This window comes from Streptomyces noursei (assembly GCF_001646665.1).
In the GTDB taxonomy this organism is placed as follows: domain Bacteria; phylum Actinomycetota; class Actinomycetes; order Streptomycetales; family Streptomycetaceae; genus Streptomyces; species Streptomyces lavendulocolor.
Genome location: NZ_LWBU01000035.1, coordinates 116345 through 138886 on the forward strand (window position 1 = coordinate 116345; position 22542 = coordinate 138886).

Genomic DNA, 22542 nt, shown 5'->3' on the forward strand with positions numbered 1-22542 from the left:
GCCCTGCGGGGTCGCCGGACCACCGTGTGCGCCGGTTCCGGCGGTTGCGGTGGCCTGGCGGTTGCGCCGGTCCGCGGTTCGCGGGGGTCAGAAGGCGTAGCGGACGGTCAGCCAGGGCGCGTGGGCCGTGACCAGACGGCGTACGGTCTCCACCGCCTCGGCCTTGATCGCGTTGCGGTAGCGCACGTTCAGGCTGCCGTTCTCGGAGCGCTTGGCCTGTTGCAGTTCCGGGCGCCAGATGGCGTCCTCGGCGCGGGGATGCCACTCCATGTTGACGTCGTGCAGCTCCCGGTTGTGGGTCAGCATGATGACCTCGGCCGCCGCCTGCTCCTTCACCGCGGCGGGCAGCACGTCGTCCATGTGCCGGAGCAGGTCGGCCCAGGCCGTCTCCCAGCCGGGCCTGATGACGACGGGCGACAGGTTGAAGTGGACCTCGTACCCGGCCTCCAGGAAGTCGCCGGCGGCGGCGATCCGCTGCTCGACCGGGCTGGTGCGGATGTCCAGGAGCCGTGAGTCGTCCGGTGGCATCACGGAGAACCGGATGCGCGTCCGGCCCCGGGGGTCGAGCAGCAGGAGGTCGGGGTTGACGAACTTGGTGGCGAACGACGCCTTGGCGGTCGGCCAGCGGGCGAAGGCGTGCACCAGGTCCGCGGTGTTCTCGCTGATCAGCGCGTCGACCGAGCAGTCGTTGTTCTCGCCGACGTCGTAGACCCACGCGGCCGGGTCGCACTGGTTCGGCTCCCGCTTGGGCCCCAGCTCGGTGACGTGGCGCCGCAGCCGGGCGATGATGCGGTCGACGTTGGTGAAGACGGTGATCGGGTTGGCGTAGCCCTTGCGCCGCGGCACGTAGCAGTAGGCACAGGCCATGGCGCAGCCGTTCGCGGCGCCCGGGGCGATCCAGTCCGCGGACCTGCCGTTGGGTCTCACCGTGAGGGTCTTCTTCTCGCCCAGCACCAGGACCGTGCTCTTGATCCGGACCCAGCGCTCGGCGTTCCCCTTGTTGCCGTGCAGGTCCGGGATGCGCCAGTGCGAGTCGACGGGGACGACCTCCGCGTCGGGGAACGCGGCGAGGATCTGCCTGCCGCGCGGGGACGCGGCGGCTCCGGGCTCCGCGTGGATCTCCCGGACGGCCAGCATCCGGCGGGCCTCCGCCGAGTCCCGGAACAGCGGCTTCCCCGAGGTCCGCGGGGCTGCCGAGGAGGGGGGCGTCGGCCCGGTCCGCAGTTCGGCGAGGTCGAACAGTCCGTCGGGTTCGTCGTCCGTGGGGCCGCCGAGGGGCCGGGAGGTGGGCATGGGCGCTCCGGTCTTTCGCTACCTCTCCACCCTACGAGAGGTGGCGCCCCTCCTCGCGTGGCGCCACGGCACACCGCCCGCCCCCGCCCGGACGGCCGGTGAACGGACGGGAGCGGTCGGTGACCGCCACCGGCACGGCCGGGCGCGGGGGGGACGTGTGACCGGAGGGGACCGCCCGTCGCGGCGCCCGCTGGCGGGTCGCGCGGCGGTCGCCGGATCGCGCGGCATTGTGGCGAGCGCACGTGGCGGGTGTCGCGACGGACGGGGCGCGCCGTCCCGGGTCACCGGCGGGTCATCGGCCCGCCGGGGTCCCGGGGGCGGAGTGGCGCAGCGCGTCGGGCGCGGCGGAGGACGGGGGCAGCACCTGCCCGTGCGGCCGGGACGGGGCGGAGCTCCGTGCGGGCTTCGCGGCGCCGCCGAGGGCGGTCGTCACGTACCGGAACAGCGCCTCGTCGATCGGGTGGTCCAGCGGCCTGCCCTGGTCGTCGAAGCGCTGGTACTTCATCAGGTTGTAGCCGATGGCGACCTGGCGGCGCCCGTCCTCGGACGACAGGGCCCAGGTACCGGCACCGAAGACGCCGCCGTCGTGACCCCAGTACCACCGCCCGTCGGGCAGCCTCATGGTGTAGAGGCCCAGGCCGTAGCGCATGGCGGCCTCCTCGCCGGGCGGTGCCTCGTACGTGGGGACCGTGGTCTTCATGGCCTTCAGCCCCGCCGGGCCGAGCAGTTCGCCGCGGAGCAGCCGGCGGTAGAACGTGTTGAGGTCCTCGACGGTCGACACCAGGGACCCGGCGACGCCGCACCAGGACATGTCGTAGACGCTGTAGTCGCGGGCGGGCTCGATCGTGCCGTACATCGACTCGTACATCTTGGAGTGAGGTCCGGTCAGGTACGGGGTGCGGGGGAAGTAGGTGTGCCGCAGTCCGGCCCTGCGGACGACGTTCCGGGTGATGTACTGCTCGGGCTCCTGCCCGGTCACCTCGCGCAGCAGCAGTCCGGCGATGACGTAGTTGGTGTTGGAGTACGAGTACGTCCCCGGCGGCACCGGGGCGGGGGCGGCGAGTCCCAGGCGTACGAGCTCCTCCGGCGGGAACCGGTGGAACCGCCTGGCGTCCAGGGCCTTGCCCGGGTCCTCCAGCAGGCCGGGGAAGGCCGCCAGTACGTGGTCGCCCAGGCCGCTGGTGTGGTTGAGCAGCATCCGGACGGTGATGGTGCGGCCGCGCTCGCCCGGTATGAGCGCGGGCAGGTAGCGGCCGATGGGCGCGTCCAGGTCTATGCGTCCCCGCTCGACCTGCTGGAGCACGGCGACGGCGGTGAAGGTCTTGGTGATGCTGCCGACCCGGTGCTGCAGCTGCGGCCGGACGGGGCGCCCGGTCTCCAGGTCGGCGACTCCGGCGGCGCCTCGCCAGTGTGCCGAGCCGTTGCGGACGGCCGAGTAGGTTCCGTACATGCCGGCCTGCTGGATGGCTCCGAGGGCTTCGCGCAACGCGCCGCGGTCGAGGCCGGTGCCCTGGTGGTGGCCGGGACCGGTGGTGGCGGACAGCACCGCGGGCGGCGGCGCCGTGGAGGGGCCGGCGGTGGCGGCGTGCGCGGGCAGTACGCCGGTGACGAGCGAGAGCAGGACGGCACTCGACGTCAGGGCGACGGGGCGCAGCGCGGTGCGGCGTGCGGCGGGGCGGGCGGGATGGATGGTCGGGTCCACGGTGTCTCCCTGCGCGGTCGGCGGCGCACGGGCGTGCGCTCGTCAGGTCATCCTCACCGCGTGACGGGCGCCGGATCCTCCACCTGCGGGCCGATGATGTGCACGGATTTCCATGACGTTTGTCAGGTGCGCGGGCCCCCGAACCGTGCGCCACCGTCGCGCAGTTGACGGTCCGTGGCCCGCTCGGGACCGCCGCGGGCTCCGGTACCGCCGCCGGCGCGCCGAACCACCCGCCCAACGGCACCCCCCGCCCGGCCGGCCACCACCCGGCCGGTACGATCGGAGCAGAATTTGAACCCGTTCAAACAGGGAGTCCCCCATGTCCGTGCCGAACACGCCCGCCGGATCCGACTCACCCGCGGTCGCCCTGGGTCCTACCTCGCTCGTCCTCGGGGCCTTCTCCGCCCTGGGTGCGTGGGTGCCTCCTCTCGCCTTCGTCACGCTGCCGTGGGCGACGATCGCCGGAGCCCTGGCCGTCACCTTCGGAGCGGCGGGCATCCACTGCGCGCGCCGTGGTGTCGGCGGACGCCTCTGGACCGCCACCGCCGGGACCGTCCTCGGCGCGAGCGGCCTCACCGGAACCCTCACCCTGCTCTGGGCGTTCGGAGCGTGACGGCCCGCACGGCGCACGGGCGGTCGCCAGGTGGGCCGCGCGGGCGGGGGCGACTCTCCGGCCGGGGAGCGACGGGCCGGCGGGGTTGACGTGCCGGCGCGGGCGCCGCGCCGGTACGTCACGTCCGAACACGTCCGTCCTCGCCCGGCTCGCCGCCACCGCCCGGGTCAGCGCTCCCGGGGTTCCCGGACCGCGTCCGCGTCCGCCTCACCGCACAGCGCCTGCTGCTGGAACGTCAGAAGGGCGGCGTCGATGGGGTGCTGTCCCGCCGTCGCCGGCGCGTCCGGTCCGGCCCATCGCATCAGGTTGATCGCGACCGACATCTGTCGCCCGCCGTCCGCCCTGGTGAAGGAGACCGTACCGGCCCCCCACGCCGTGCCGTCGTGACCCCAGAAGGTTCCGCATCCCGGCACGTCGACCCGGTGCAGGCCGAGGCCGTAGTGGACCGTCGTCCCGTCCAGGGCGCGGACCGGGATCGTACGCTGCATCTGCGCCAGCGACTCCCGGCCGACGATCGCGCCGTCGAGCAGCTTCGCGTAGAAGCGGTTGAGGTCCTCCATGGTCGAGACCAGACCGGCCCCCAGCATCACCCAGGACATGTCGTAGACGCTGTAGTCGCGGGGCGGGTCCAGGACGCCCCACAATGCCTCGTACATCCGTGAGTGCGGCCCCTTGATGTGCGGCCCGGCCGGGAACGCGGTGTGCCGGAGCCCGGCTCGTCGGATGACGTTCCGGGTGATGTACTCCTCTGCCGGGGTGCCGGTCACCCGCTCCAGCAGCTCGCCGAGGAGCGCGTAGTTGGTGTTGGAGTAGACGCCGGTGGCGGCTCCGGGCTCGCCCACGGGTGGCGCCGCGAGACCCAGGGCGATCAGCTCGGCCGGGCGGAACCGCTTGAACCGGTTGTCGTCCAGGCTCTTGGACGACACGTCCGGCAGGGAGGGGAACCCCTGGATCGACGGGAACACGTAAGGGATGTAGTCGGGGATGCCGCTGGTGTGGTTGAGCAGCATCCGGACCGTGATCCTTCTGCCGCGCTCCCCCGGTACCAGGTCCGGCAGGTACCCGCCGATCGGCGCGTCGAGCCGGATCCGGCCGCGCTCGGCCTGCTGCATGATCGCGGCGGCGGTGAAGGTCTTGGTGACGCTGCCGACGCGCTGCCGCATGTCGGCGGTGACGGGGCGTCCGGTACGGAGGTCGGCGACGCCCGAGGCACCGCGCCAGACCCGGTCGCCGTCGCGCACCTCGGCGAACACGCCCGGTATGCCCGCCCGGTGGACGCCGTCGACGGCGGATCTCAGCACCCCGGGGTCGACACCGGCCGACGGGCTCGCACCACCGGCCGGTATCGCCCCGGCCGCTCCCCCGCCGTCGGGGGCGGCCACGGCCGTCACCGTTCCCGCGCACACGCTCAGCGCGGCCACGCTCGCGCACAGGGCCAGTCGCATCCTCATCGCATCCGTCCTTCCTGATCCTGATCCTGATCCTGGTTCTGGTGCTGGTGCTGGTTCTGCTTCTGGTGCTGGTTCCGATCGATGGGTACGGGGGTCCTCCCCGTGCGTCGACGGCACGGCCGGCCGCCGTCAGGCCAGGGCACGGCGCAGCGCGGCGGCGAGTTCGGCGATCTGCCGCTGCGACACCTCGGCGGACAGGATCGCCTGCGATCCGTGGAAGGTGCCGGGCCACTGGTGCAGTTCCACCGACACGCCCGCGCGCAGCAGGCGCAGCGCGTAGTCGATGTCCTCGTCCCGGTTGGGGCACAGCTCCGCCGTGGCGATGTACGCGGGCGGCAGACCGGACAGGTCGGTGGCCCGTGCGGGTGCGGCGTACTGCGTGACGGGCCCCTCGCCCAGGTAGTGGCGCCATCCGGCGGCGACCTTGTCGCGGTCCATCCAGGGGGTGTCCGTGAAGTGCCGCCGCGACCAGCTCTCCTGCCGGTCGTCGAGACCGGGCTGGTTGAGCAGCTGGTACCGGATCGGCGGCCCCTGGTGGTCACGCGCGTACAGCGCCAGGGCCGCCGCGAGGCCGCCGCCCGCGCTGTGGCCCCCGACCGCGATCCGCTCCGGGTCGACGCCCAGCTCGGCGGCGTGTTCCACCGTCCAGATGAGAGCGGCCCAGGCGTCCTCCAGTGCGGCCGGGTACCGGTTCTCCGGGGCCAGCCGGTACGCCACGGAGACCACCACCGCGCCGGAGGCGTCGGCTATCCGGCCGGCCCAGGGGTGCTCGGTGTCCAGGTCCCCCATGACGAACCCGCCGCCGTGCAGCCACACGACGGCCCCACGCGCCTGCCGCGGGCGGTAGACGCGCACCGCCACGTCGGGATCGGCGGGTACGGTGCGGTCCTCCACGACGAGCCGCGAGGTGTCCGGCGGCGGCAGCCGGGCGGCCAGTGCGGCGAAGCTCGCGCGCACGTCGAGAGGGTCGGTCAGCCCGGTGACGGGGAACAGCGGTACGAACGCTTCGAGTTCGGGATCCATGACGCCCATCCTGTCGGCCGTCCCCGTACCGGATCATCCGCCAACTGTCGGGCATCGCACCCGGGTCACGCACCGATCGGCGCGTCCGCCCCCGTCACTGGCCCACCCTTCCGTCGACGCACTCGCGCAGCAGGTCGGCGTGGCCGCAGTGACGCGCGTACTCCTCGACCCGGTGCACCAACAGCTCCCGGAGCACGATCCGCTCCTTCCCCACGGACGCTCCCAGGTCCGGGAACGCGGCCAGCGCGGCGTCGGTGGCCGCCTGTTCGCGCTCCAGGTCGGCGTACGCGGCCTCGACCGCGGACTGTTCGGCGACGGCCTCGTCGAAGTCCGCGTCCCGCCTGCCGTAGAGCTTCGGGAGTGCCTCGGCGTCCGCGTCGGTGACCCAGTTGCGCCAGTCCCGTTCGACCTCCGCGAGATGCCGCACAAGGCCGAGCAGGGACATCGTCGACGGCGGGACCGACCGGCGGGCCAGTTGCTCCGGGTCCAGGCCCTCGCACTTCATCCGCAGGGTCAGGCGGTAGTTCGTCAGGAAGTCGTGCAGCGTCGCGCGCTCGCCGTCCGGCGCGGGCTTGTCGTTGTTGCGGGGGTCGTCGTCGGGGTCCGCCCACATGTCGGGGTGAACGGTCGCCTCGGTCCATCGCGCGGGTTCGTCGGTCATGCGTTGCATGATCACCTCCGGCACCACCCGCCCGCCAGTGGGTTGTCGCCCCGGACCGGTGCCGGTCGGTCCACCTCCTGGGACCCGGCCGGCGACGTCGACCCGTCCGGCTCCTGTTCCGGAGCCGGACGGGGTGTCCGGGCGGCCTTACGCGTCAGTCGTCGGGGAAGTCCCCGGCGAGCGCCGACGCGATACGAACGTGGGGCCGGGCCTCCTCGGTGCGCCCCTGGCGCTCCAGGGTGCGGCCCAGCATCATCCGGGCGTAGTGCTCGACCGGGTCGTGCTCCACGATGAACCGCAGCTCCGCCTCCGCCCGGCGCAGCTGAGCCGAGTGGTAGTAGGCGCGCGCCAGCAGCAGCCGCGGACCCGTCTGCTCGGGCACCTCCTCGACCAACCCGCCCAGCACGCGTGCGGCGGCCGTGTAGTCCTTGGCGTCGAAGAACAGCCGTGCCCGCTCCCAGCGCTCCGCCGGCGTCCCGTGGGTGTAGTACGTGTTGTCGGTGACGCCGTAGGTCATGTCCATGGGTGACCTCCTCCGCCGCCGACAACCACGACCCGGGGCCGCGTATTCCACCGGGAAGGCGGACCCTGCGCCGAATGCGCCGCCCGGGCGGTGAACGGGCCCGGACGGGGGAGGGTGGAAGGATGGAACAGTCGACACACGCCGGGCTCTTCACCCGCAGGTTCGGTCCTCCGCCGCGCGACGGCGCCCCCAATGTCGTGCTGGTGCACGGGCTGGGACTCTCGGGGCGGTACTTCGTTCCGCTCGCGCGACGGCTGGCCGCGGGCGGGACGACCGTGTTCGTCCCGGACCTGCCCGGCAACGCACGGTCGCGGGCCGTCGTGCGCCGCGCCCCGCGCGTCGGTGAGCTCGCCGGCGCCCTGGAGCGCTGGCACCGGGGCCTCGCCCTGGGACCGAGCCTGCTGGTGGCCAATTCGGTCGGCTGCCAGGTGGTCGCGGCGTTCGCCGCCCGGCACCCGCGCCTGGTGCGCCGCGTCGTGATGGTGGGGCCGGCGCTCGAACCGGGTGCCGGCGGCCTGCGGCAGTGCGGGCGGCTCCTGGCCGACGCGCCCCGCGAACCGCTCTCCCTGCTCGCGGTCGCGGCGGGCGACTATCTGGTGACCGGCCCCGTCCGGTTCGCCGCGTCCTTCCGGCACGCGCTGCGCGACGCGGCCGAGTCGTTCGAGGGGCATTTGGCCCGGGTCGTCGCGCCGACCCTCGTGGTGCGCGGGGCGGGTGACACCATCGCCTCCCGGGAGTGGACCCGGCGTGTGGCACGTGCGGTCGGCGACGGGCGCGCGGCCGAGGTCCAGGGCGCCGCGCACGCGGCGCACTACAGCGCGCCCGGCGCCGTGGCCGCGCTGATCCAGCAGTTCACCGCAGGAGGGCAGACGTGAGACCGAGCAGGACGTCCGACGGTTCGCAATCGCCGGGGACGAACACGGAGCGTCCGTCGCCCTGGCTGCGCGTCCTGCCGGGTATCTCCCCCGAGCGGCGCGGATTCGTGCTGGCCTGGTGGGGGTTCGCCCTCACGTTCGGCGGGATGCGGCTGCTGACGTGGCTCATCCACATCGACGTGGCGGGGGTGGGTGACGTCCAGGCGGGCGGTGTCCACCTCCACCATTACGTGTGGGGCATCCTGCTGTTGGTGGCGGTGGGCGCGGCCGGGCTGGTGGAGCGTTCGGCACGGGCCCGTGCGTGGATGGGACTCGCCTACGGGGTGGGGCTGGCGCTGGTGGTGGACGAGGCGGCTCTGCTGATCAGCCTGGAGGACGTGTACTGGGACACCGAGGGCGGCGTCAGCATCGCCCTGGCCATCGCGGTGATCGCTGTCGCGGGCGCCGTCCTCGCGGTGACCCGCGCGCGGCGGCGCGGCACCGGGAACGGCGACGACCACGGGTGACCGGCACCGGACGGTGCCGAAGGCCGCCGGCCGAGCGGCCGCGGAAGCGCCGGGGGCCCTCCACCGCGGAGCGGTGGAGGGCCGTGTCACGTCGCACCGGGGAGGGTGCGTCGCCCGCGCAGCGCTGCTCCGCATGACAGTGCACTGCCTTGCGTTGCTTCCGTTGCTTGCGCCGGGCGCGTTGGGTTGCGTTGCTTGCACCGCGCCGTGCCGCGTTGTGTTGCGTTGCGCGGGCCGCGTGGCGTGGCGCGGGTGGGATGTGCGGCGTCAGACGCCGGCGATGCCCTGGATCCAGGAGCGGTACGCCGTCACGTTCGTGTACGCGGTGGTGGTCTGCCGGTCGCTGGTGGAGGCGACGCCCACCTGTACGCCGTTGGCCATCATGGGGCCGCCCGAGTCGCCGCCCGCCGTGATGCCGTTGCCGCGGCGGGCGCAGATGGCCGAGCCGTTGTACGCGTCGCGGCAGCCGCCGGTCACGACGACATCGGCGACCTTGAGGTACTGGGACTGGCAGTTCGCCTCCGAGCCGCACTGGTAGGTGGCGCCCCAGCCGTAGACCTGCACGGTCTGGTTCACCGACACGGAGCCCGGCTGGCCGAGGCGGGCGTAGGTGCCGGACACGGACCGGTCGAGGCGGACCAGCGACAGGTCGGAGGACGGGTGGCTGTGGACGCTGACCCCGTTGGCCACGGTGCCGCCGGTGGTCTGGTCGAGGCTGCCGATGCGGAACGACAGGCCGCCGCCCCCGACGCAGTGCTTGGCGGTGAGGATCCAGGTGGGGGCGATGATGGAGGCGCTGCAGGTCTGCCGGCCGTTCGAGAACAACCGGGCCGCCCAGGGAGCGTTGTTGGCGTAGCCGCCGCCGATGATCGGCTGGACGTCGGTGCCGGGAGCGATCGCGGGGGCACTGGGCGCAGGTGACGCCTGGGCAGCGGCGGTGGGGGCCGTTCCTAAGAGGGTCAGGGCCGCGATCGCGAGGGCAGGGGCCAGTCTGGCTATTCGCACGTTCGTCTCCATTGTGTGGGGGTGTGAACGTCCTCGGTGAGGACCACAGCGCCGCATAGGTATGCGGCACGGGCGCACGGGAAGGCCGGGGTAAGCCTGTCGCGTGCATGCCATTTCGGCTGTGGCGAATGTGACAGACGGTCCGTCGCCGCCGCAAGGGGCCGGGTTGCGAAAGTTTGCCGGTAGACCGCGCAGGGCGTCGATTCAGAGGGATCCCTCCTGCTCGGCGTCGCTTCTCATGCCGAAACGGCTCCGGCGGGCACAGTCGGCCGAGGCGTGGGTGCGGCCGCCGACCGCAGGGCCGCCCACCCCGCCCTCCCACCCGCTTTTCCCCTTGGTCAACCACACAACTATCCGCGTAGATATGTGGCGAGAGACATGTGCAAGCGAAATCCTGTGGCCGTGGCGCCCGGAAACCGAAAATCACCGGTTCGTCACCCACGGGCGCCCGAGCCCTGAATGTCCGTCAGCCTCCGCCCAGCCGTGCGCGCGTCTCCTGGCACTCGACGGCCGACCGGAGCACCCCGGCGAGACCGTCGACCAGGCGGTCGTCCGTCACCTCCGGCCACGCGCTCGGTGGTGTCGTGGACGCCTCTCGTACTCGCGCGCGCATCGGCCGACCAGCCCACGTCGGCCCGTGTCTCCGGGCCCACTGCGGCCAGCAGGTCCTCCGCCGTGGCGGTGTCGACCCCGCGCAGCCGGGCGGAGCCCGCCTCGTCGCGCGGGCGCATCAGGTGCCACCAGTTCGGGGGCTGGGTGAACGGGGGGGCCGGCGGCCCGCCGTCCCCGGCGGAGGCCGAACACACCGTTGCCGGTGAGCGCCCAGGCCGCGACGACGGTGCCGAGCCCAGGCAGCGGTCACGCGACGACGCCTGGGCGTCGGGCATCCGCAGGGCGGGCAGCGCCCGGTAGGGGACGCCCTCGGCGCGCAGCCGCGCCCCGATGCCCGCGAGCAGTCCGGGCAGGCCCTCCACCGGCTGCCGCATGCCCCGGTAGCGCCGCGCGAAGCGGTCCAGCCAGGAGATGACGTCCTCCACGGCGACCACGGCGCCGGCGTCCCCGCCCGGGGAACCGGACTTCGCCGCGTCGTCCGCCCCGGTGAGGAGGGCGCCCGCGCCCGTCCCGCGCAGCAGCCTCAGCCGGCCCGCAGCAGCCTCCGCGAGCGCCACCCGCCCGCTCCCGGCGGGCGCGGCGGTCAGGGTGAGCAGTTCGCCGGGGGCGACCGCACCCTCGGACAGCAGCGCCGACAGGACCGGGGCCCATCCGTCCCAGACGTCCATGGTGGCGTCGTCCATGCCGCCGTGCGACAACAGGCCGCGCAGCAGCACCCGGTGTCCGGCGTCCACGGGCGCGGTGCCTCCGGCTCCACCCGCGGCCCGCCCCACCGCCCGCCCGAAGGGAAACCTCGCACCACGCCCACCGGTGGCTGAACCGGGGCGGGAGTGACGAGCGGGTGCTAAATCAAGCGGGGTCACATCCCTTGCTGCGGATCGAGGCTCACGGATGCACTCCAGGCGAAGATCACAAGCCCGTCCCGGCGCGCCGGGAACGCGCGTACTCGGCGCCCGTGCCCTGAGACCGCGCCCCATGGCCGCTGTGCTGACGGCCGGTGCGATCGCCGTCGCCATGGCCGCCCCCGCCCCCGGGGTTCCCAGGGACCCGACCACCGTCGCGTCCGCCGGCGCCCGCGCTTCCCAGGACGCCCGGGAGACCCGGGAGACCCGGGACACACCTTTCACGCGGAAACTGACAGCGGATCTGCTGGCCCACATGCAGCGGCTGCGCGTTCCCGGCGCGATCGTGTCCGTGTCCACACCCGCGCGAGGCACCTGGACCACAGCGCTGGGCACCGCGGACCTGGCGACCGGGACGCCGATCACTACCCGCGACCACATGCGGGTCGGCAGCATCACCAAGACCTTCACCGGAACGGTGATCCTGCAACTCGTCCAGGAGGGCAGACTCGCCCTGGACAAACCCGTGGCGGCATACCGTCAAGGCGTACCGAACGGCAGGCGCATCACCATCCGCCAGCTCCTGCAGATGACCAGCGGCCTGTACAACTACGCCGAGGACCCCCGCTTCAACCGGCAACTCGACCAGCACCCGGAGCGCTACTGGTCCCCGCAGGAACTCCTCGACATCGCCTTCCGCCACCCCGTCTACTTCCCCCCGGGCACCGGATACCACTACTCCAACACCAACTACGTGCTGCTCGGCCTCATCGCCGAGCAGGTCACCGGCCGACCGCTCGCCCGCCTTCTCCGAGAACGCGTCTTCGAACCGGCCGGACTTGAGGAGACCAGTTTCGCCAACGGTCGGTCGATCCCCCGTCCACACGCTCAGGGCTACATGTTCATCGACAACGTGGACAGCCTGACCGCCCCGGTCCTGACCGGCAAGGACGCGGCCTGGGCGGACTGGTCGGCTGGCAACCCCAGAAACGCCACGCACGACAACGCCTCATTGGCGTGGTCCGCTGGAGCGGCCGTCTCCACGGTGGACGACCTGCGTCGCTGGGCGAAGGCCCTCGCCACGGGAAGCCTGCTCAGCCCCGCAGTGCAACGCGAGAGACTGACCTTCGTGCCGACCTCCGACCTCCCCGGGGCACCGACTTACGGCCTGGCCGTCGCGAACATCCTGGGATACATCGGCCACGACGGTGAGATCCCGGGCTACAACAGCTTCATGGGCTACGACCCGGCCACCCGCACCACCATCGTGGTGCTCACCAACCTCAACCAGTCACCCGACGGCACGGCACCCGCCATCGAACTCACGAAGCAGATCATCGACCAACTCACGCCGCAGGACTGACCTGGGCGTACGGGGAGTTGTCTTCGAATGTCACGCCCACATCAGGAGTGAGGCGAGTGTGACAGCTGCCTGGTAGGACTCGGCGGTCTTGTCGTAGCGGGTCGCGATGCCGCGCCACTGCTTGAGGCGGTTGAAGTCACCGGCGAAAGCGAGTGTGCAGCGTGCGCCAGGGGCCGTACCGCTCGGGCACGTCCCGCCAGGCCGGGTACCCGTCCGGGACTTCACACGATCCCGATCCCGTTGAGTACGGCTCGATCGTCCAACCGCTTCCGCCCACGCAAGGACTCGGGCAACAGCGGACGGAGGAACTTCCACTCCACATCGGGGGTGACGGTCGGCCCCGCCGGCGCTGCTCACAACGCCGCCGGATCGCTGGCAGCCGCGGCGGACGCGCCAGGAGGACGGGGTGAGGGACCCTTCTGATGCACCTCGCGGGCGCGGCTCCGGCCGCGTCCCGATGCCGTCGGCCGGCGCGTCGCCGCTGACGCCGAGGCATGGGTCGGCGGTGACGTCCACCAGGTCGTGGGGGGCCGCGTGGTACGGCCACCACCGCGTACCGGTCCCCTTGCGGGTGGACGGCTGGACAGGGTGCCGTCGTCGGTGACGGCTCCCGGCACGTGCCGAGCGTCCGGACGAAGGGGACCATCCCCGACCGCACATGGGGTACACGGCACGGATTCACACACCCCGCCGGGGCGAACGTTCCCAGCCGAAAGCGGCCCGTTCGCGCACCCCGCCCACCGGCCGGGTTCGCGCCTCCCTGGCGCGTCCCGGACCGCTGTTTCCGGCCGGGCCCCGGAGGGCGCCGGGCGTTTCGCCTGGAGGGCGGGAACACATTCCCGCCAACCGACGGAATGATCTCCCCTCATTTCCGCGCACCGCCGAGCAGGCCTTCCCGGCCGCCGCCGTGCGGGAATTCGGCCACGCGCAACGACATCTTGTGGCGCTCCTCCGGGCGTGATTAGGATCCCGCTCGTTTCGCTTCCCCCACACTTCCTGCACGATTTCGCCAAATCGGTGAGGTGCTCCCGTGGAACGGTCCGCGTCAACCGCACCACCGTCCCACCCACGGCCGGGAACACGCGACTTCACGCTCCTGTGGTGGGCCAACGCCGCCGACGCCGTGGGCACCCAGGCCTCGGGAGCCGTCCTCCCCCTGCTCCTCCTCGGACTGGGTCACCCGCCCCAGGTGGTCGGCCTGGTCGCCGGCGTCTCCACCGCCATCGGGCTCCTCATCGGGCCCTTCGTCGCCGTGCCGGTCGACCGGGGCGCACGCAGGCGGGTGATGCTCGGGTCCGCCACCGTCTCCGCGCTCGCCATGGGGGGCGTGAGCCTGGCCCTGACCACCGGCCACCCGCCCCTCGGGCTGGTCCTCACCGCCGTCCTGGTCGAACGCTCGGCGACCGCCTGCTTCGAGGCGGCCGCCCGCGGCACGGTCGCCCTCGTCTGCCCGGCACCGGAACAGCCGCGGGCGATCGCGCGGCTGGCGGCGGCCGACCAGGGAGCCCTGATCGTCGGCCCCGCGCTCGGCGGCGTGCTCTACCAGGTGGCCCGTGCGCTCCCGTTCCTCGCCGACGCCCTGTCCTACCTCGTCAGCGCCCTGTGCGTACGGGCGATGCGGGCGGACCTCGCGGCGCCGGCCGCACCGGCCTCCCCCACCGCGGCGGCACCGGCCGCACCGGCCTCCCCCACCGCGCCGACCGCGCGGGCCGAACTCCGCGTACGCCTCGGGGAGGTGCTGCGCGAGGGCGCGGCCGGGCTGCGGCTGGTGCGCTCCTCCGCGCCGCTGCGGCTGGTCCTGGTGTGGAGCGCCACGGTGAACGTCGTCGTGGTGACGCTCTACTTCGGCGCCGTGTTCGCCCTCCAGAGGGGTGGTCACGGCGGCGCCGCCCTCGGTGCGGTCCTGGCCGTGTCGGGTGCGGCGGGGCTGGCCGGCGCGCTTGCCGCGCCCCGGGTGGCGAAACGTTTCGGCGCCTCCCGGACGGTGACGGGTACGACCTGGCTCCTGGTGCCGCTCACCGCCGCGCCGGCCGCGCTCGCCCCGGTGGCGGGGGCGTGGGCGTACGGAGCGCTGTTCGGCCTGGTCTGCCTGCTGATGCCGATGGCCTCCGTGGTGCTCCAGGCCCGTGCCCTCCAGGTGACCGCACCGGCGTTGCAGGCGCGTACCGGTGCCGTCCTGGCCACCGCCACGACCGGCGGCGCGTCCCTGGCGCCCGTGCTCGCCGGGGTCCTCGCCGACCGGGTCTCCCCCGCCGCGCCCGCGGTCGCCTGCGGGGTGACGCTCACCCTGCTCGCGGTGCACACCTCCCGGCGCCCGCTGCGCGACGGGCGAGCCGCGGAGGTGGCCGGATGACCGGCGGCTACCAGGTGTACCGGGCGGCCCTGCCCGAGGTGTGCGCCGCCGACCCGGCCCGGATGGTCTTCACGGCCGATGCCGACGGCCGATGCGAGGTGTTCACCTGGGACGCCGTCTCCCGCCGCGCCCGGCAGGTCACCCGGCGGCCGCGCGGCACCCTGCACGGCGCCATCGACCGCGACGCGTACGTGTGGTGGTTCGACGAGGACGAACACGGGCACGGACAGTGGCGTTTCCAGCCCTTCGGCGGCGGTACGGACCTGCCCGGGCTGACCGGCGTCCCCGCCGGGCTCCCCCGCGGCCTCGCGGTGAGCGACCACGGCACGGTCGCCCTGGCCGTCGGCGACGGCGGCGCCACCACCGTCCACGTGGGTCCGCGCGGCGGCGCCGCCCGCACGGTCGTCCGCACCGGCGGCCACGCCACGCTCACCGGCATCACGCCCGGCGGAGGGCTGCTCGCCCTCGGCGGCGCCGACGGGGTCACCGTACTCACCTCCGAGGGCACCGTGCGCGCCGTCCTGCCCGGCGGCGAACGCTCCGGGCGCCTCTGGCCGCTGGGGTTCGCCCCGGCCGGGCCGGACGACGAACTGCTCCTCGTCCGTGAGCGCCACGACCGGTACGTCGTCGAGAGCTGGCGGCCCGGCACCGGGACCGTCACCCACGACTGGTGCGCCTTCGACACCGAGATCACCGCCCGCTGGGACGCCGACGGCCGTTCCGTACTGGTCCGGCAGGACCGCCACGGCCGTTCGGCCCTGCACCGGGCCCGCCTCGACGACCGGACCCTCACCCCGGTCCCCACCCCGGCGGGCACCCTGCTGGACGCCGCCACCCGGCGCGGCGGCGACCTGCACTACCTGTGGACGGACACCGGACATCCGCCGAGGCTGCGCTCCTCGCGCGGGACGCCGCTCCCCCCGCTTCCCACCGTCGCCGGGCCCGTCCCCGGCACGCACCACGACCTGTGGACCCCCGGCCCCGACGGCCCGGTGCACACCCTGCTCAGCCTGCCCGTGCCCCCCACGGCGCCCGCCGCACCGCCCGGCTCCCCCACCGGCGCCGAGCCGCCCGCCGCCCCCGCGGTGTTCCTCGTCCACGGGGGGCCCGCCGACCACGACCGCGACGCCTACGACGGGGTCGTCCACTCCCTGGTCGCCTCCGGTTTCGCGGTCGCGCGCGTCAACTACCGCGGCTCCACCGGGTACGGGCCCCGCTGGCGGCGCGCGCAGGGGCGGGGCGTCGGCCTCGCCCAGGTCGACGACCTCGCCTCGGTACGGGCCGACCTGATCGCCCGCCGGCTGATCCGCCCCGGCGCCGTGGGGCTGTGGGGCACCTCCTGGGGCGGCTACCTGGTCCTGCTCGCCCTGGGCACCCGCCCGGACCTGTGGCAGGCGGGGGTGGCCGTCAAGCCGGTCGCCGACTGCGCCGCCGCCCACCGCACGACGACCCCCGCCCTGCGCGCCCTGGACGAACGGCTCTTCGGCGGCACGCCCGACGAGGTGCCCGAGCGGTACGCGCGCAGCTCGCCGATCCGGTACGCGGCGGCGGTCCGCGCCCCGCTGCTGGTGGCCGCCGCGACCCGGGACGCCAAATGCCCGCCCGGCCAGGTCCGCGGCTACCTCGCCGCGCTGCGCGCCGCCGGGGTCCGCCACGAGGCGATGTGGCTCGACTCCGGTCACGACGGCTACGACGGCGGCGACCACGTCGCCGTACTGCGCCGTGCCGTGGTCTTCCTCGACCGGGAACTGCGCGGCCCGGCACGCCGCCCACAGACGCCCCGCTCCGCCCGGAGCGGGGAGCACCGCACCGCAGAACGACTCACGGAGAGGAGAAGGTCCCATGCAGAAGGACATCATCCACAACGACCCGCTCGCGGGTGACGAGGAGAACCGCAAGCCGAGCGTCGGCATCACCGTCACCGTCCCGTTCCGCAACGCCGAGGACGCGGAAGAGGACTGACCCCCGCCGGCCGGCCCGGCGGTGCACCGCCGGGCCGGCCGGTCCCCATTCCCGAGGAGCCGACATGCGTGTCCTGCTGGTCAACATGCCCTGGTCGCCCATCGACCTTCCGTCCCTCGCGCTGGGAATACTCAAACGGAGCGTGGACGAGCGCGTGCCCGGTGCCGAGGCCGAGGTTCTGCACGCCAATCTCGAATTCACCGACTGGATCACCGCCCGTACCGAATTCAGCGGCGACGACTACGAGTACTACGCCCTGTCGTCCTATTTCATGGGCTGCGGCGACTGGGTCTTCTCCTCCGCCCTCTACGACGATCCCCACTGGCGCGAGGAGGAGTTCACCGCGGTGATGCGCGGGAAACTCAAGAAGTCGCGCATGGCCATGACCCGCGCGCTGCACCGGGTGGTTCCCGAGTTCGTCGACGAGATCGCCGCCCGGATCGTGGAGTACGCGCCCGACGTCGTCGGGTTCACCTCCACCTTCCAGCAGAACACCGCGGCGCTCGCGGCCGCCCGCCGGGTCAAGCAGCTCGCCCCGCACATCGTCACCGTCATGGGCGGGGCCAACTGCGACGGCGCCCAGGGTGCCGCCGTGCACCGCAACTTCCCCTTCGTCGACCACGTCGTCCGCGGGGAGGGCGAGGCCGCGTTCCCGCAGCTGCTCACCGCTCTGGCCGCGGGCTCCGCCCTCTCGGAGGTGCCGGGGCTGTGCCACCGCGGCCCGGACGGGGAGAGCCGCGCCAATCCCATGGCCACCCGCCCGCTCCCGCCGGCCGCGATCCTGCCGCCCGACTACAGCGGCTACTTCGAGCGGCTGGCCGCCTCCGTCGCCCGCAACTGGGTCGAGCCCAAGCTGGTGGTCGAGGGCGCCCGCGGCTGCTGGTGGGGCGAGAAGCACCACTGCACCTTCTGCGGCCTCAACGGCTCGTTCATGCAGTTCCGTTCCAAGAGCCCGGACACCTTCTACGACGAGATCATGGAACTGGCCCGCCGCCACCGGGTCCTGGACATGTACGTCGTCGACAACATCCTCGACATGGGGTACCTGACAACCGTCCTGCCCAGGATCATCGAGAGCGAGTACGACCTGCGGCTGCACATCGAGATCAAGGCCAACATGCGCCGCCCGCAGCTCCGGACGCTCGCCGAGGCGGGCATGATCTACGTTCAGCCCGGCATCGAGTCGCTGAACCACCGGGTGCTGGACCTGATGGACAAGGGCGTCAGCGGCTGCCAGAACGTCCGGATGCTCCGGGACGGCGCGGAGACGGGCCTGTCCGTCGCCTGGAACTACCTCCACGGCTTCCCCGGCGAGACCGCGCGGGACTACGAACCGGTGATCGGCCAGATCCCGGCGCTGGAACACCTCGACCCGCCGGTCGACCTGTCCGCGCGGATCGCGATCGAGCGCTTCAGCCCCTACTTCGAGCGTCCCGAACTCGGTTTCACCGGCCTGCGCCCGGAGGAGCACTACCGCTTCACCTACGACCTGCCGGAGGAGGAGCTGTACGACCTGGCGTACGTCTTCGAGGCGCCGCCCCGCGGCATCGGCGAGCCCACCGTCACCGCGCTCAACGACGCGCTCGCCGCCTGGAAGAAGCACCACGCCGACGCCCGGCTCACCCACGCCGACCTGGGCGACCGGATCGTCCTGGTCTCCCGGCGGCGTGCCTTCGACTGGCGGACGATGGAGCTCACCGACCCGTTCGAGCGGGCCGTCTTCCGGCTCCTCGACCAGCCGCACACCCCCGCCGCCCTCACCAGGAAGGCCGCGCGCAAGGCGCCCGGCACGGCCGCGCCCGACGAGGCCGGTGTCCAGCGGCTCCTCGACACCTGGCTGGCCCTCGGGCTGGTCTTCACCGACGGCGGGCAGTACGTCCACATCGCCCCCGCCGCCGTCAACGAGGACCTGCTGCGGCTGGACTTCATGCGCCACACGTACGCGTCGGCCGGCACGCCCGCCGAACCCGCCCGCGTATGACCCGACCGCGATCCGAGGAGGAACACCGCCCATGAGCACCGCCGTCGGTCCGTCCGCCGTCCTGGCCTGGCGGGACTACGACCCCGAAGCCTGCGAGCTGCCCGGGATGTTCCTCGGCGAACTCGCCCTGCCCGGCCCGCCGGAAGGCGAGAGCGAGCGGCTGTGGCAGCTCGGCGCCCGCCGCGTGCGGCTGCCGGGCACCGTCGACCTCTCGGGCACCCCGGACGCCGCCCGGGCCGCCATCGCCGTGGACGCACTGGGGCTGGTGCGCGACCTGACCGCCCGGGCCGTGCTGGTCGAGTGGGACCTGCGCCTCGACCCCGGGGCGGGCGAGCGCTGGCGGGTCCTCAGCCACCTCCAGCCGCCCCGGCGCATCGAGGGGCCGGCCGGGGCCGGCGAGGCGCTGCGCGAGTGGCGGCGCGGCCACTACCTGTGCAAGTGCCTGTGGCGCAAGGGCCCCGGATTCGTACAGATCCGCGACCGGCGCTGGGGCGAGCTGCGCCGCTTCACCGCCGACGAGCCGGAGTACGCGCGGGCCATCGAGGCCCTGGCGTACGGGGCGCCGGCGGGCGAGGTGCCGCGGGCCGTCCTGGACGACTTCCGTGGCGAGGACCTGGTCCTCGACGTCGGCCCGCTCGCCTGGTGGCTGCCGTACCGGATCAGCCGGTGGCTTCAGGAGTCGATGACGATCTGATCCGTACGGTGAGCGCGTGGGCGCCCTCACACCGGCTGCCGTCCCCGCGGGTACGGCCGGCCCGGTGCGGGGGCGCCCCCGCGCCGTGCGGCCGGCCGGGGCCCGGCCGTGCCGCTCCCGCGCGCGTCACCCGCCGCGCTGAGGCGGGCGACGATGACGGCCAGCACGAGGAAGGCCGCGGCGAGGGTCAGCGTGGGAAGGGCACGGGCGACGTCCATGGGCTCCGCTCCGGGAAAATCGGTCGATTGACTGGCTGCCTGCGCGGATACCCGTGACGTCGACCCGGAAGCATGCCGGTGCGCGCCCGTCCGCCTCCGGAGCCGAAAGGGACCCGGTACCGCGGGGTCCGGGACGGTGGCGGAGAGGGCGGGCCATCTGCCAGTCGCGTGAGACGGGCAGCCGGTGCGAGTAGACGACCGGCGACCGGGAAGGCGGACAATTCACGCCAGACGGACAGGTGGGAGGTCGAGCATGGTCTCGGGACCGCTCAAGGACGACTGGAACGGAATTCAGGGAGAGGTCGCCGAAGGCCTGAACGCGCACTTCGACGGTGATCTCGGCAACGTCACGGACGCACGGCTGGCCGCGGGGCTGTTCCTCGACACCGTCGCGGCCTGCGATCCACCGGCGGAGGCCGACAGCAGGGACGACATCCTGCTGGTGGTGACGGAACTGGCGGCCAACGCCATCCAGTACGCCCCCGGCCCGTTCACGCTGCGGGCGCGCCGCACCTTCGACGGGGTGCACGTGATGGTGCGGGACACCAATCCGGCACCGCCGAAACCGGTGCCCTCCAGGAGGGCCGGGAAGCCCGGAGGGCTGGGGTGGCACATCGTCCAGGCCCTCGGCACGGTCAACGTGCTGACCCAGCCCGACGGCAAGGAGGTGCACGTGTTCCTGCCCTGGTGAGCCGGCCGGCCCGCGGGGCTACTGGCGGCCGCGCCAGTCGAGGCAGACGACCAGGGCGTCGTCGTCCACGTCCGCGTCCCCGCGGTGTCCGGCGAGCTCCCGCAGCACCGCGTGCGGGACCTGGGAGGGCGGCAGGAGCCGGGTCGCGGTCATCGCCCGGCTGAGCGCCTTCTCGCCGTAGGGCTCACCGGCCGGGGACGCCACGTCGTACACACCGTCGCTGAGGAAGAACAGGCGGTCACCGGGCTCCACCCGGAAGCGCTGGGCCGTGTACAGGGTGTCCTCGAACATGCCGAGCGGGAGCTGGGCCTCGAAGCCGACGGGTTCCGCCCGGCCGTGCCTCAGGCGCCACATCCTCGGCGACCCGGCGTCCACCACCTCGACCTCCCCGGTCGCGAGGGCGAACCGCAGCAGGAGGACGGAGAGGTGCGACACCCCGTGGTAGTGGCCGTGGACGGCCTGATCGGCGAGGCACGCCTGGTCGGCGAGCGACAGGCCGGCCCGGCGGGCGTTGCGCAGCGCGTTGATCGCCAGGCTGGTCAGCAGGGCGGCCTCGACGCCCTCCCCCATGCCGTTGGTGACGGTCAGCGTGAGGTGGTCGGCGGAGGACGACCAGTCGTAGTTGTCGCCGTGGATCGCGTAGGCCGGTTCGAGCTGTGCGCCGATCTCGTATTCGGGGCGCGAGGTGGAGAAGCCGGGCAGCAGCTGCCACTGCATCTCGGCGGCCAGGGTCAGCCTGCCGGTCCTGCGGGCCTGGAGGTACAGGTCGGTCTCACGCTCGGCGACGACGATCTCCCGGCCGAGGAGCTGGGCGACGGCCTGCAGCTCCTCACGGACCCGCCGGGTGGAGCGGTCGCCGGGCAGGCGCACGGAGAGGACGCCAATGCGGTCGCCCCGGACGCTGACGGGGAAGTGGGCGGTGACGTCGGTGCCCGGGGTGTGCTTCTCGACGTGCGGCTGCTGGGACCCGAAAGCCCGTCCGGGGGCGCTGCCGTGCACCGGGACGGGCTCGGTGGTGTACGGGAGGGCGCTGACGGGCTGGAGCGTGGTCATCGCGTAGTCGGCCATGAGCAGGTCGGCGGAGACGGCCGTGTAGTGGCCGGCGAGCACGTCCCGCACCGCTTCGAGGAGGGCGTGGGGCGGGGCGTCGCGCACTGCGCGCTCCACGGCCAGGAATCTGTCCATCGATCACTCACCACCTGGTCGGTTCGGTTCGGAGGAGAAGGGGGAGAGGGGGCGGGGGGAGGACCGGGGGGTGCCTCCCCTTTTTTCCTCCGTCGCCGTCACTGACAGGACGGGTACCGGGTGTCACAGTGGACACCATGGGTGACGAGACGTGCGCGGGGCCCGGCCGGGACGCCGCCGCGCCCGCCGCCCGCGAGGTGATCGAACTGCTCGAAGTGCTCTGGAACACGGGCCGTGAGCTGACCTCACCGGCCCCGGTGTCGTCCTCGCAGCTCCGGGTGCTCTACATCCTCGACCGTGACCGGCCCGTCAACCTGCGCGCTCTCGGTGAGGAGCTGGGATCGGCGCCCTCCTCCGCCAGCCGGATGTGCGACCGGCTCGACGCGCTCGGGTACATCGAACGCCCCGCCGGCACCGCCGGCCGCAGGGAACGGGAGCTGCGCCTGTCCGCCCGCGGCCGCGAACACCTGGAGGATCTGCGTGCCCGGCGCGAGGCCGCACTCCTCGACGTTATCGACGCCATGCCGCCCGCACAACGCGCCGCACTCGCCGCGGGCCTCGGCGGCTTCCGCCGGGCCGTGGAAGCGAGCGCGGCGGAGGAGGAGTGCCTCAGATGGCGGGGCCGCCGTAGTAGCCACCGATCCGCCGGCGGTAGTCCGGGTCTCCCCGGTGCTCGTCCGGCCGGTACTCGGGAGCGTTCTTGATCTCGTCGCGCGTGCGGTCCACCCGGACCGTGAACGTCTCGAGGTCGATCTCCGTCACGGTGCCGGCCGGCAGCAGTACGCGCCTGCCGAGGATCCACGGTCCGGTGTCCACCACGAGGTGGGCGGACCCGGCCTCGACGGTGTGCTCGTCGACCTTGCCGATGCGGCCGTCGGTCGCCTCGACGTCGTAGCCCACGAGCTGGGCTTCGTCGATCCGGTCGACGACGGACGGGTACTCCCACAGATTTCCGGCCATGAGGCATCCTCGGTCCGGTCCCCCCCCGG

At 73.4% G+C, this 22542-nt stretch carries 21 protein-coding genes and 1 pseudogene; 10 read left to right on the plus strand and 12 right to left on the minus strand.

Going from position 1 to position 22542, the window contains the following annotated elements:
- Window positions 1–87: 87 nt before the first annotated feature.
- Together A4V12_RS03870 and A4V12_RS03875 are read right to left on the minus strand one after the other, a co-directional pair.
- A complete protein-coding gene (locus A4V12_RS03870; protein ID WP_079136786.1) occupies window positions 88–1293 on the minus strand; it encodes a spore photoproduct lyase family protein in 1206 nt (401 codons plus the stop codon).
- A gap of 292 nt (window positions 1294–1585) precedes the next feature.
- Entirely contained in the window at window positions 1586–2995 is a 1410-nt protein-coding gene (locus tag A4V12_RS03875) for a serine hydrolase domain-containing protein (protein WP_234372068.1), read from the minus strand.
- 319 nt (window positions 2996–3314) lie between these two features.
- Here A4V12_RS03875 and A4V12_RS03880 point away from each other — a divergent pair, with 319 nt between their 5' ends.
- Complete coding sequence (locus tag A4V12_RS03880; RefSeq protein ID WP_064067753.1) at window positions 3315–3608, plus strand: hypothetical protein; 294 nt, start codon at window positions 3315–3317, stop codon at window positions 3606–3608.
- 167 nt (window positions 3609–3775) lie between these two features.
- Here A4V12_RS03880 and A4V12_RS03885 read toward each other — a convergent pair whose 3' ends face one another.
- The 4 genes from A4V12_RS03885 to A4V12_RS03900 all read right to left on the minus strand — a co-directional run bounded on the left by A4V12_RS03885 (window position 3776) and on the right by A4V12_RS03900 (window position 7266).
- On the minus strand, window positions 3776–5059 hold the full coding sequence (locus tag A4V12_RS03885; RefSeq protein ID WP_079136787.1) for a serine hydrolase domain-containing protein: 1284 nt from the start codon (window positions 5057–5059) through the stop codon (window positions 3776–3778).
- A gap of 129 nt (window positions 5060–5188) precedes the next feature.
- Entirely contained in the window at window positions 5189–6082 is an 894-nt protein-coding gene (locus A4V12_RS03890) for an alpha/beta hydrolase (protein ID WP_064067754.1), read from the minus strand.
- A 94-nt stretch (window positions 6083–6176) separates the two neighbouring features.
- Window positions 6177–6752 (minus strand): DUF664 domain-containing protein, encoded by a 576-nt coding sequence (locus tag A4V12_RS03895; protein WP_064067819.1) that lies wholly within the window; start codon window positions 6750–6752, stop codon window positions 6177–6179.
- 145 nt (window positions 6753–6897) lie between these two features.
- The gene (locus A4V12_RS03900) at window positions 6898–7266 is read right to left on the minus strand and encodes a tetratricopeptide repeat protein (RefSeq protein ID WP_079136788.1); all 369 of its coding nucleotides are present in this window, start codon (window positions 7264–7266) and stop codon (window positions 6898–6900) included.
- Between the two features lie 122 nt (window positions 7267–7388).
- Between A4V12_RS03900 and A4V12_RS03905 the strand changes: the two genes are divergently transcribed.
- Window positions 7389–8141 (plus strand): alpha/beta fold hydrolase, encoded by a 753-nt coding sequence (locus tag A4V12_RS03905; protein ID WP_064067755.1) that lies wholly within the window; start codon window positions 7389–7391, stop codon window positions 8139–8141.
- The gene (locus tag A4V12_RS03910) at window positions 8138–8647 is read left to right on the plus strand and encodes a hypothetical protein (protein ID WP_107415305.1); all 510 of its coding nucleotides are present in this window, start codon (window positions 8138–8140) and stop codon (window positions 8645–8647) included. Before A4V12_RS03905 ends, A4V12_RS03910 begins: the two co-directional genes overlap by 4 nt.
- Window positions 8648–8914: 267 nt before the next feature.
- Here A4V12_RS03910 and A4V12_RS03915 read toward each other — a convergent pair whose 3' ends face one another.
- Both A4V12_RS03915 and A4V12_RS03920 read right to left on the minus strand, forming a co-directional pair.
- Entirely contained in the window at window positions 8915–9652 is a 738-nt protein-coding gene (locus tag A4V12_RS03915; protein ID WP_064067822.1) for a S1 family peptidase, read from the minus strand.
- 434 nt (window positions 9653–10086) lie between these two features.
- Window positions 10087–10998: a hypothetical protein gene (locus A4V12_RS03920; RefSeq protein ID WP_064067756.1), complete on the minus strand. Its 912-nt coding sequence runs from the start codon at window positions 10996–10998 to the stop codon at window positions 10087–10089.
- A gap of 241 nt (window positions 10999–11239) precedes the next feature.
- On the opposite strand from A4V12_RS03920, the gene A4V12_RS03925 reads away from it, so the two are divergent.
- On the plus strand, window positions 11240–12469 hold the full coding sequence (locus A4V12_RS03925; RefSeq protein ID WP_064067757.1) for a serine hydrolase domain-containing protein: 1230 nt from the start codon (window positions 11240–11242) through the stop codon (window positions 12467–12469).
- 30 nt (window positions 12470–12499) lie between these two features.
- Here A4V12_RS03925 and A4V12_RS38290 read toward each other — a convergent pair.
- Window positions 12500–12601 (minus strand): annotated as a pseudogene (locus A4V12_RS38290) (IS5 family transposase); the annotation flags it as partial.
- Between the two features lie 898 nt (window positions 12602–13499).
- On the opposite strand from A4V12_RS38290, the gene A4V12_RS03930 reads away from it, so the two are divergent.
- The 4 genes from A4V12_RS03930 (at window position 13500) to A4V12_RS03945 (ending at window position 19459) form a co-directional block, all read left to right on the plus strand.
- Window positions 13500–14822, plus strand: coding sequence for an MFS transporter (locus A4V12_RS03930; RefSeq protein ID WP_064067758.1), 1323 nt, complete (start codon window positions 13500–13502; stop codon window positions 14820–14822).
- Window positions 14819–16705, plus strand: a complete 1887-nt coding sequence (locus A4V12_RS03935; protein WP_064067759.1) for an alpha/beta hydrolase family protein — start codon at window positions 14819–14821, stop codon at window positions 16703–16705. Before A4V12_RS03930 ends, A4V12_RS03935 begins: the two co-directional genes overlap by 4 nt.
- A 143-nt stretch (window positions 16706–16848) precedes the next feature.
- Window positions 16849–18765: a RiPP maturation radical SAM C-methyltransferase gene (locus A4V12_RS03940; RefSeq protein ID WP_064067760.1), complete on the plus strand. Its 1917-nt coding sequence runs from the start codon at window positions 16849–16851 to the stop codon at window positions 18763–18765.
- 31 nt (window positions 18766–18796) lie between these two features.
- Entirely contained in the window at window positions 18797–19459 is a 663-nt protein-coding gene (locus tag A4V12_RS03945; RefSeq protein ID WP_064067761.1) for a DUF5825 family protein, read from the plus strand.
- 26 nt (window positions 19460–19485) lie between these two features.
- On the opposite strand, the gene A4V12_RS03950 is transcribed toward A4V12_RS03945, so the two are convergent.
- Window positions 19486–19677 (minus strand): hypothetical protein, encoded by a 192-nt coding sequence (locus A4V12_RS03950; RefSeq protein WP_064067762.1) that lies wholly within the window; start codon window positions 19675–19677, stop codon window positions 19486–19488.
- A gap of 253 nt (window positions 19678–19930) precedes the next feature.
- Here A4V12_RS03950 and A4V12_RS03955 point away from each other — a divergent pair, with 253 nt between their 5' ends.
- Window positions 19931–20368, plus strand: a complete 438-nt coding sequence (locus A4V12_RS03955; RefSeq protein ID WP_079136789.1) for an ATP-binding protein — start codon at window positions 19931–19933, stop codon at window positions 20366–20368.
- An 18-nt stretch (window positions 20369–20386) separates the two neighbouring features.
- On the opposite strand, the gene A4V12_RS03960 is transcribed toward A4V12_RS03955, so the two are convergent.
- Window positions 20387–21553, minus strand: a complete 1167-nt coding sequence (locus A4V12_RS03960; RefSeq protein ID WP_064067763.1) for a PP2C family protein-serine/threonine phosphatase — start codon at window positions 21551–21553, stop codon at window positions 20387–20389.
- 137 nt (window positions 21554–21690) lie between these two features.
- Between A4V12_RS03960 and A4V12_RS03965 the strand changes: the two genes are divergently transcribed.
- Window positions 21691–22257: a MarR family winged helix-turn-helix transcriptional regulator gene (locus A4V12_RS03965; protein ID WP_079136796.1), complete on the plus strand. Its 567-nt coding sequence runs from the start codon at window positions 21691–21693 to the stop codon at window positions 22255–22257.
- Here A4V12_RS03965 and A4V12_RS03970 read toward each other — a convergent pair.
- Window positions 22163–22513 carry a hypothetical protein gene (locus tag A4V12_RS03970; protein ID WP_064067765.1) on the minus strand — a complete coding sequence of 117 codons (351 nt, stop codon included), beginning with the start codon at window positions 22511–22513 and terminating at the stop codon, window positions 22163–22165. The two genes, A4V12_RS03965 and A4V12_RS03970, sit on opposite strands and share 95 nt — an antisense overlap.
- Window positions 22514–22542: the final 29 nt, after the last annotated feature.

Excerpts from the sequence above, each read along its gene's own strand:
- A4V12_RS03870 (WP_079136786.1), bottom strand. The coding sequence starts at position 1,293 with ATGCCCACCTCCCGGCCCCTCGGCGGCCCCACGGACGACGAACCCGAC.
- A4V12_RS03880 (WP_064067753.1), top strand. The coding sequence starts at position 3,315 with ATGTCCGTGCCGAACACGCCCGCCGGATCCGACTCACCCGCGGTCGCC.
- A4V12_RS03885 (WP_079136787.1), bottom strand. The coding sequence starts at position 5,059 with ATGAGGATGCGACTGGCCCTGTGCGCGAGCGTGGCCGCGCTGAGCGTG.
- A4V12_RS03890 (WP_064067754.1), bottom strand. The coding sequence starts at position 6,082 with ATGGATCCCGAACTCGAAGCGTTCGTACCGCTGTTCCCCGTCACCGGG.
- A4V12_RS03895 (WP_064067819.1), bottom strand. The coding sequence starts at position 6,752 with ATGCAACGCATGACCGACGAACCCGCGCGATGGACCGAGGCGACCGTT.
- A4V12_RS03900 (WP_079136788.1), bottom strand. The coding sequence starts at position 7,266 with ATGGACATGACCTACGGCGTCACCGACAACACGTACTACACCCACGGG.
- A4V12_RS03905 (WP_064067755.1), top strand. The coding sequence starts at position 7,389 with ATGGAACAGTCGACACACGCCGGGCTCTTCACCCGCAGGTTCGGTCCT.
- A4V12_RS03925 (WP_064067757.1), top strand. The coding sequence starts at position 11,240 with ATGGCCGCTGTGCTGACGGCCGGTGCGATCGCCGTCGCCATGGCCGCC.
- A4V12_RS03935 (WP_064067759.1), top strand. The coding sequence starts at position 14,819 with ATGACCGGCGGCTACCAGGTGTACCGGGCGGCCCTGCCCGAGGTGTGC.
- A4V12_RS03940 (WP_064067760.1), top strand. The coding sequence starts at position 16,849 with ATGCGTGTCCTGCTGGTCAACATGCCCTGGTCGCCCATCGACCTTCCG.
- A4V12_RS03945 (WP_064067761.1), top strand. The coding sequence starts at position 18,797 with ATGAGCACCGCCGTCGGTCCGTCCGCCGTCCTGGCCTGGCGGGACTAC.
- A4V12_RS03950 (WP_064067762.1), bottom strand. The coding sequence starts at position 19,677 with ATGGACGTCGCCCGTGCCCTTCCCACGCTGACCCTCGCCGCGGCCTTC.
- A4V12_RS03955 (WP_079136789.1), top strand. The coding sequence starts at position 19,931 with ATGGTCTCGGGACCGCTCAAGGACGACTGGAACGGAATTCAGGGAGAG.
- A4V12_RS03960 (WP_064067763.1), bottom strand. The coding sequence starts at position 21,553 with ATGGACAGATTCCTGGCCGTGGAGCGCGCAGTGCGCGACGCCCCGCCC.
- A4V12_RS03965 (WP_079136796.1), top strand. The coding sequence starts at position 21,691 with ATGGGTGACGAGACGTGCGCGGGGCCCGGCCGGGACGCCGCCGCGCCC.
- A4V12_RS03970 (WP_064067765.1), bottom strand. The coding sequence starts at position 22,513 with ATGGCCGGAAATCTGTGGGAGTACCCGTCCGTCGTCGACCGGATCGAC.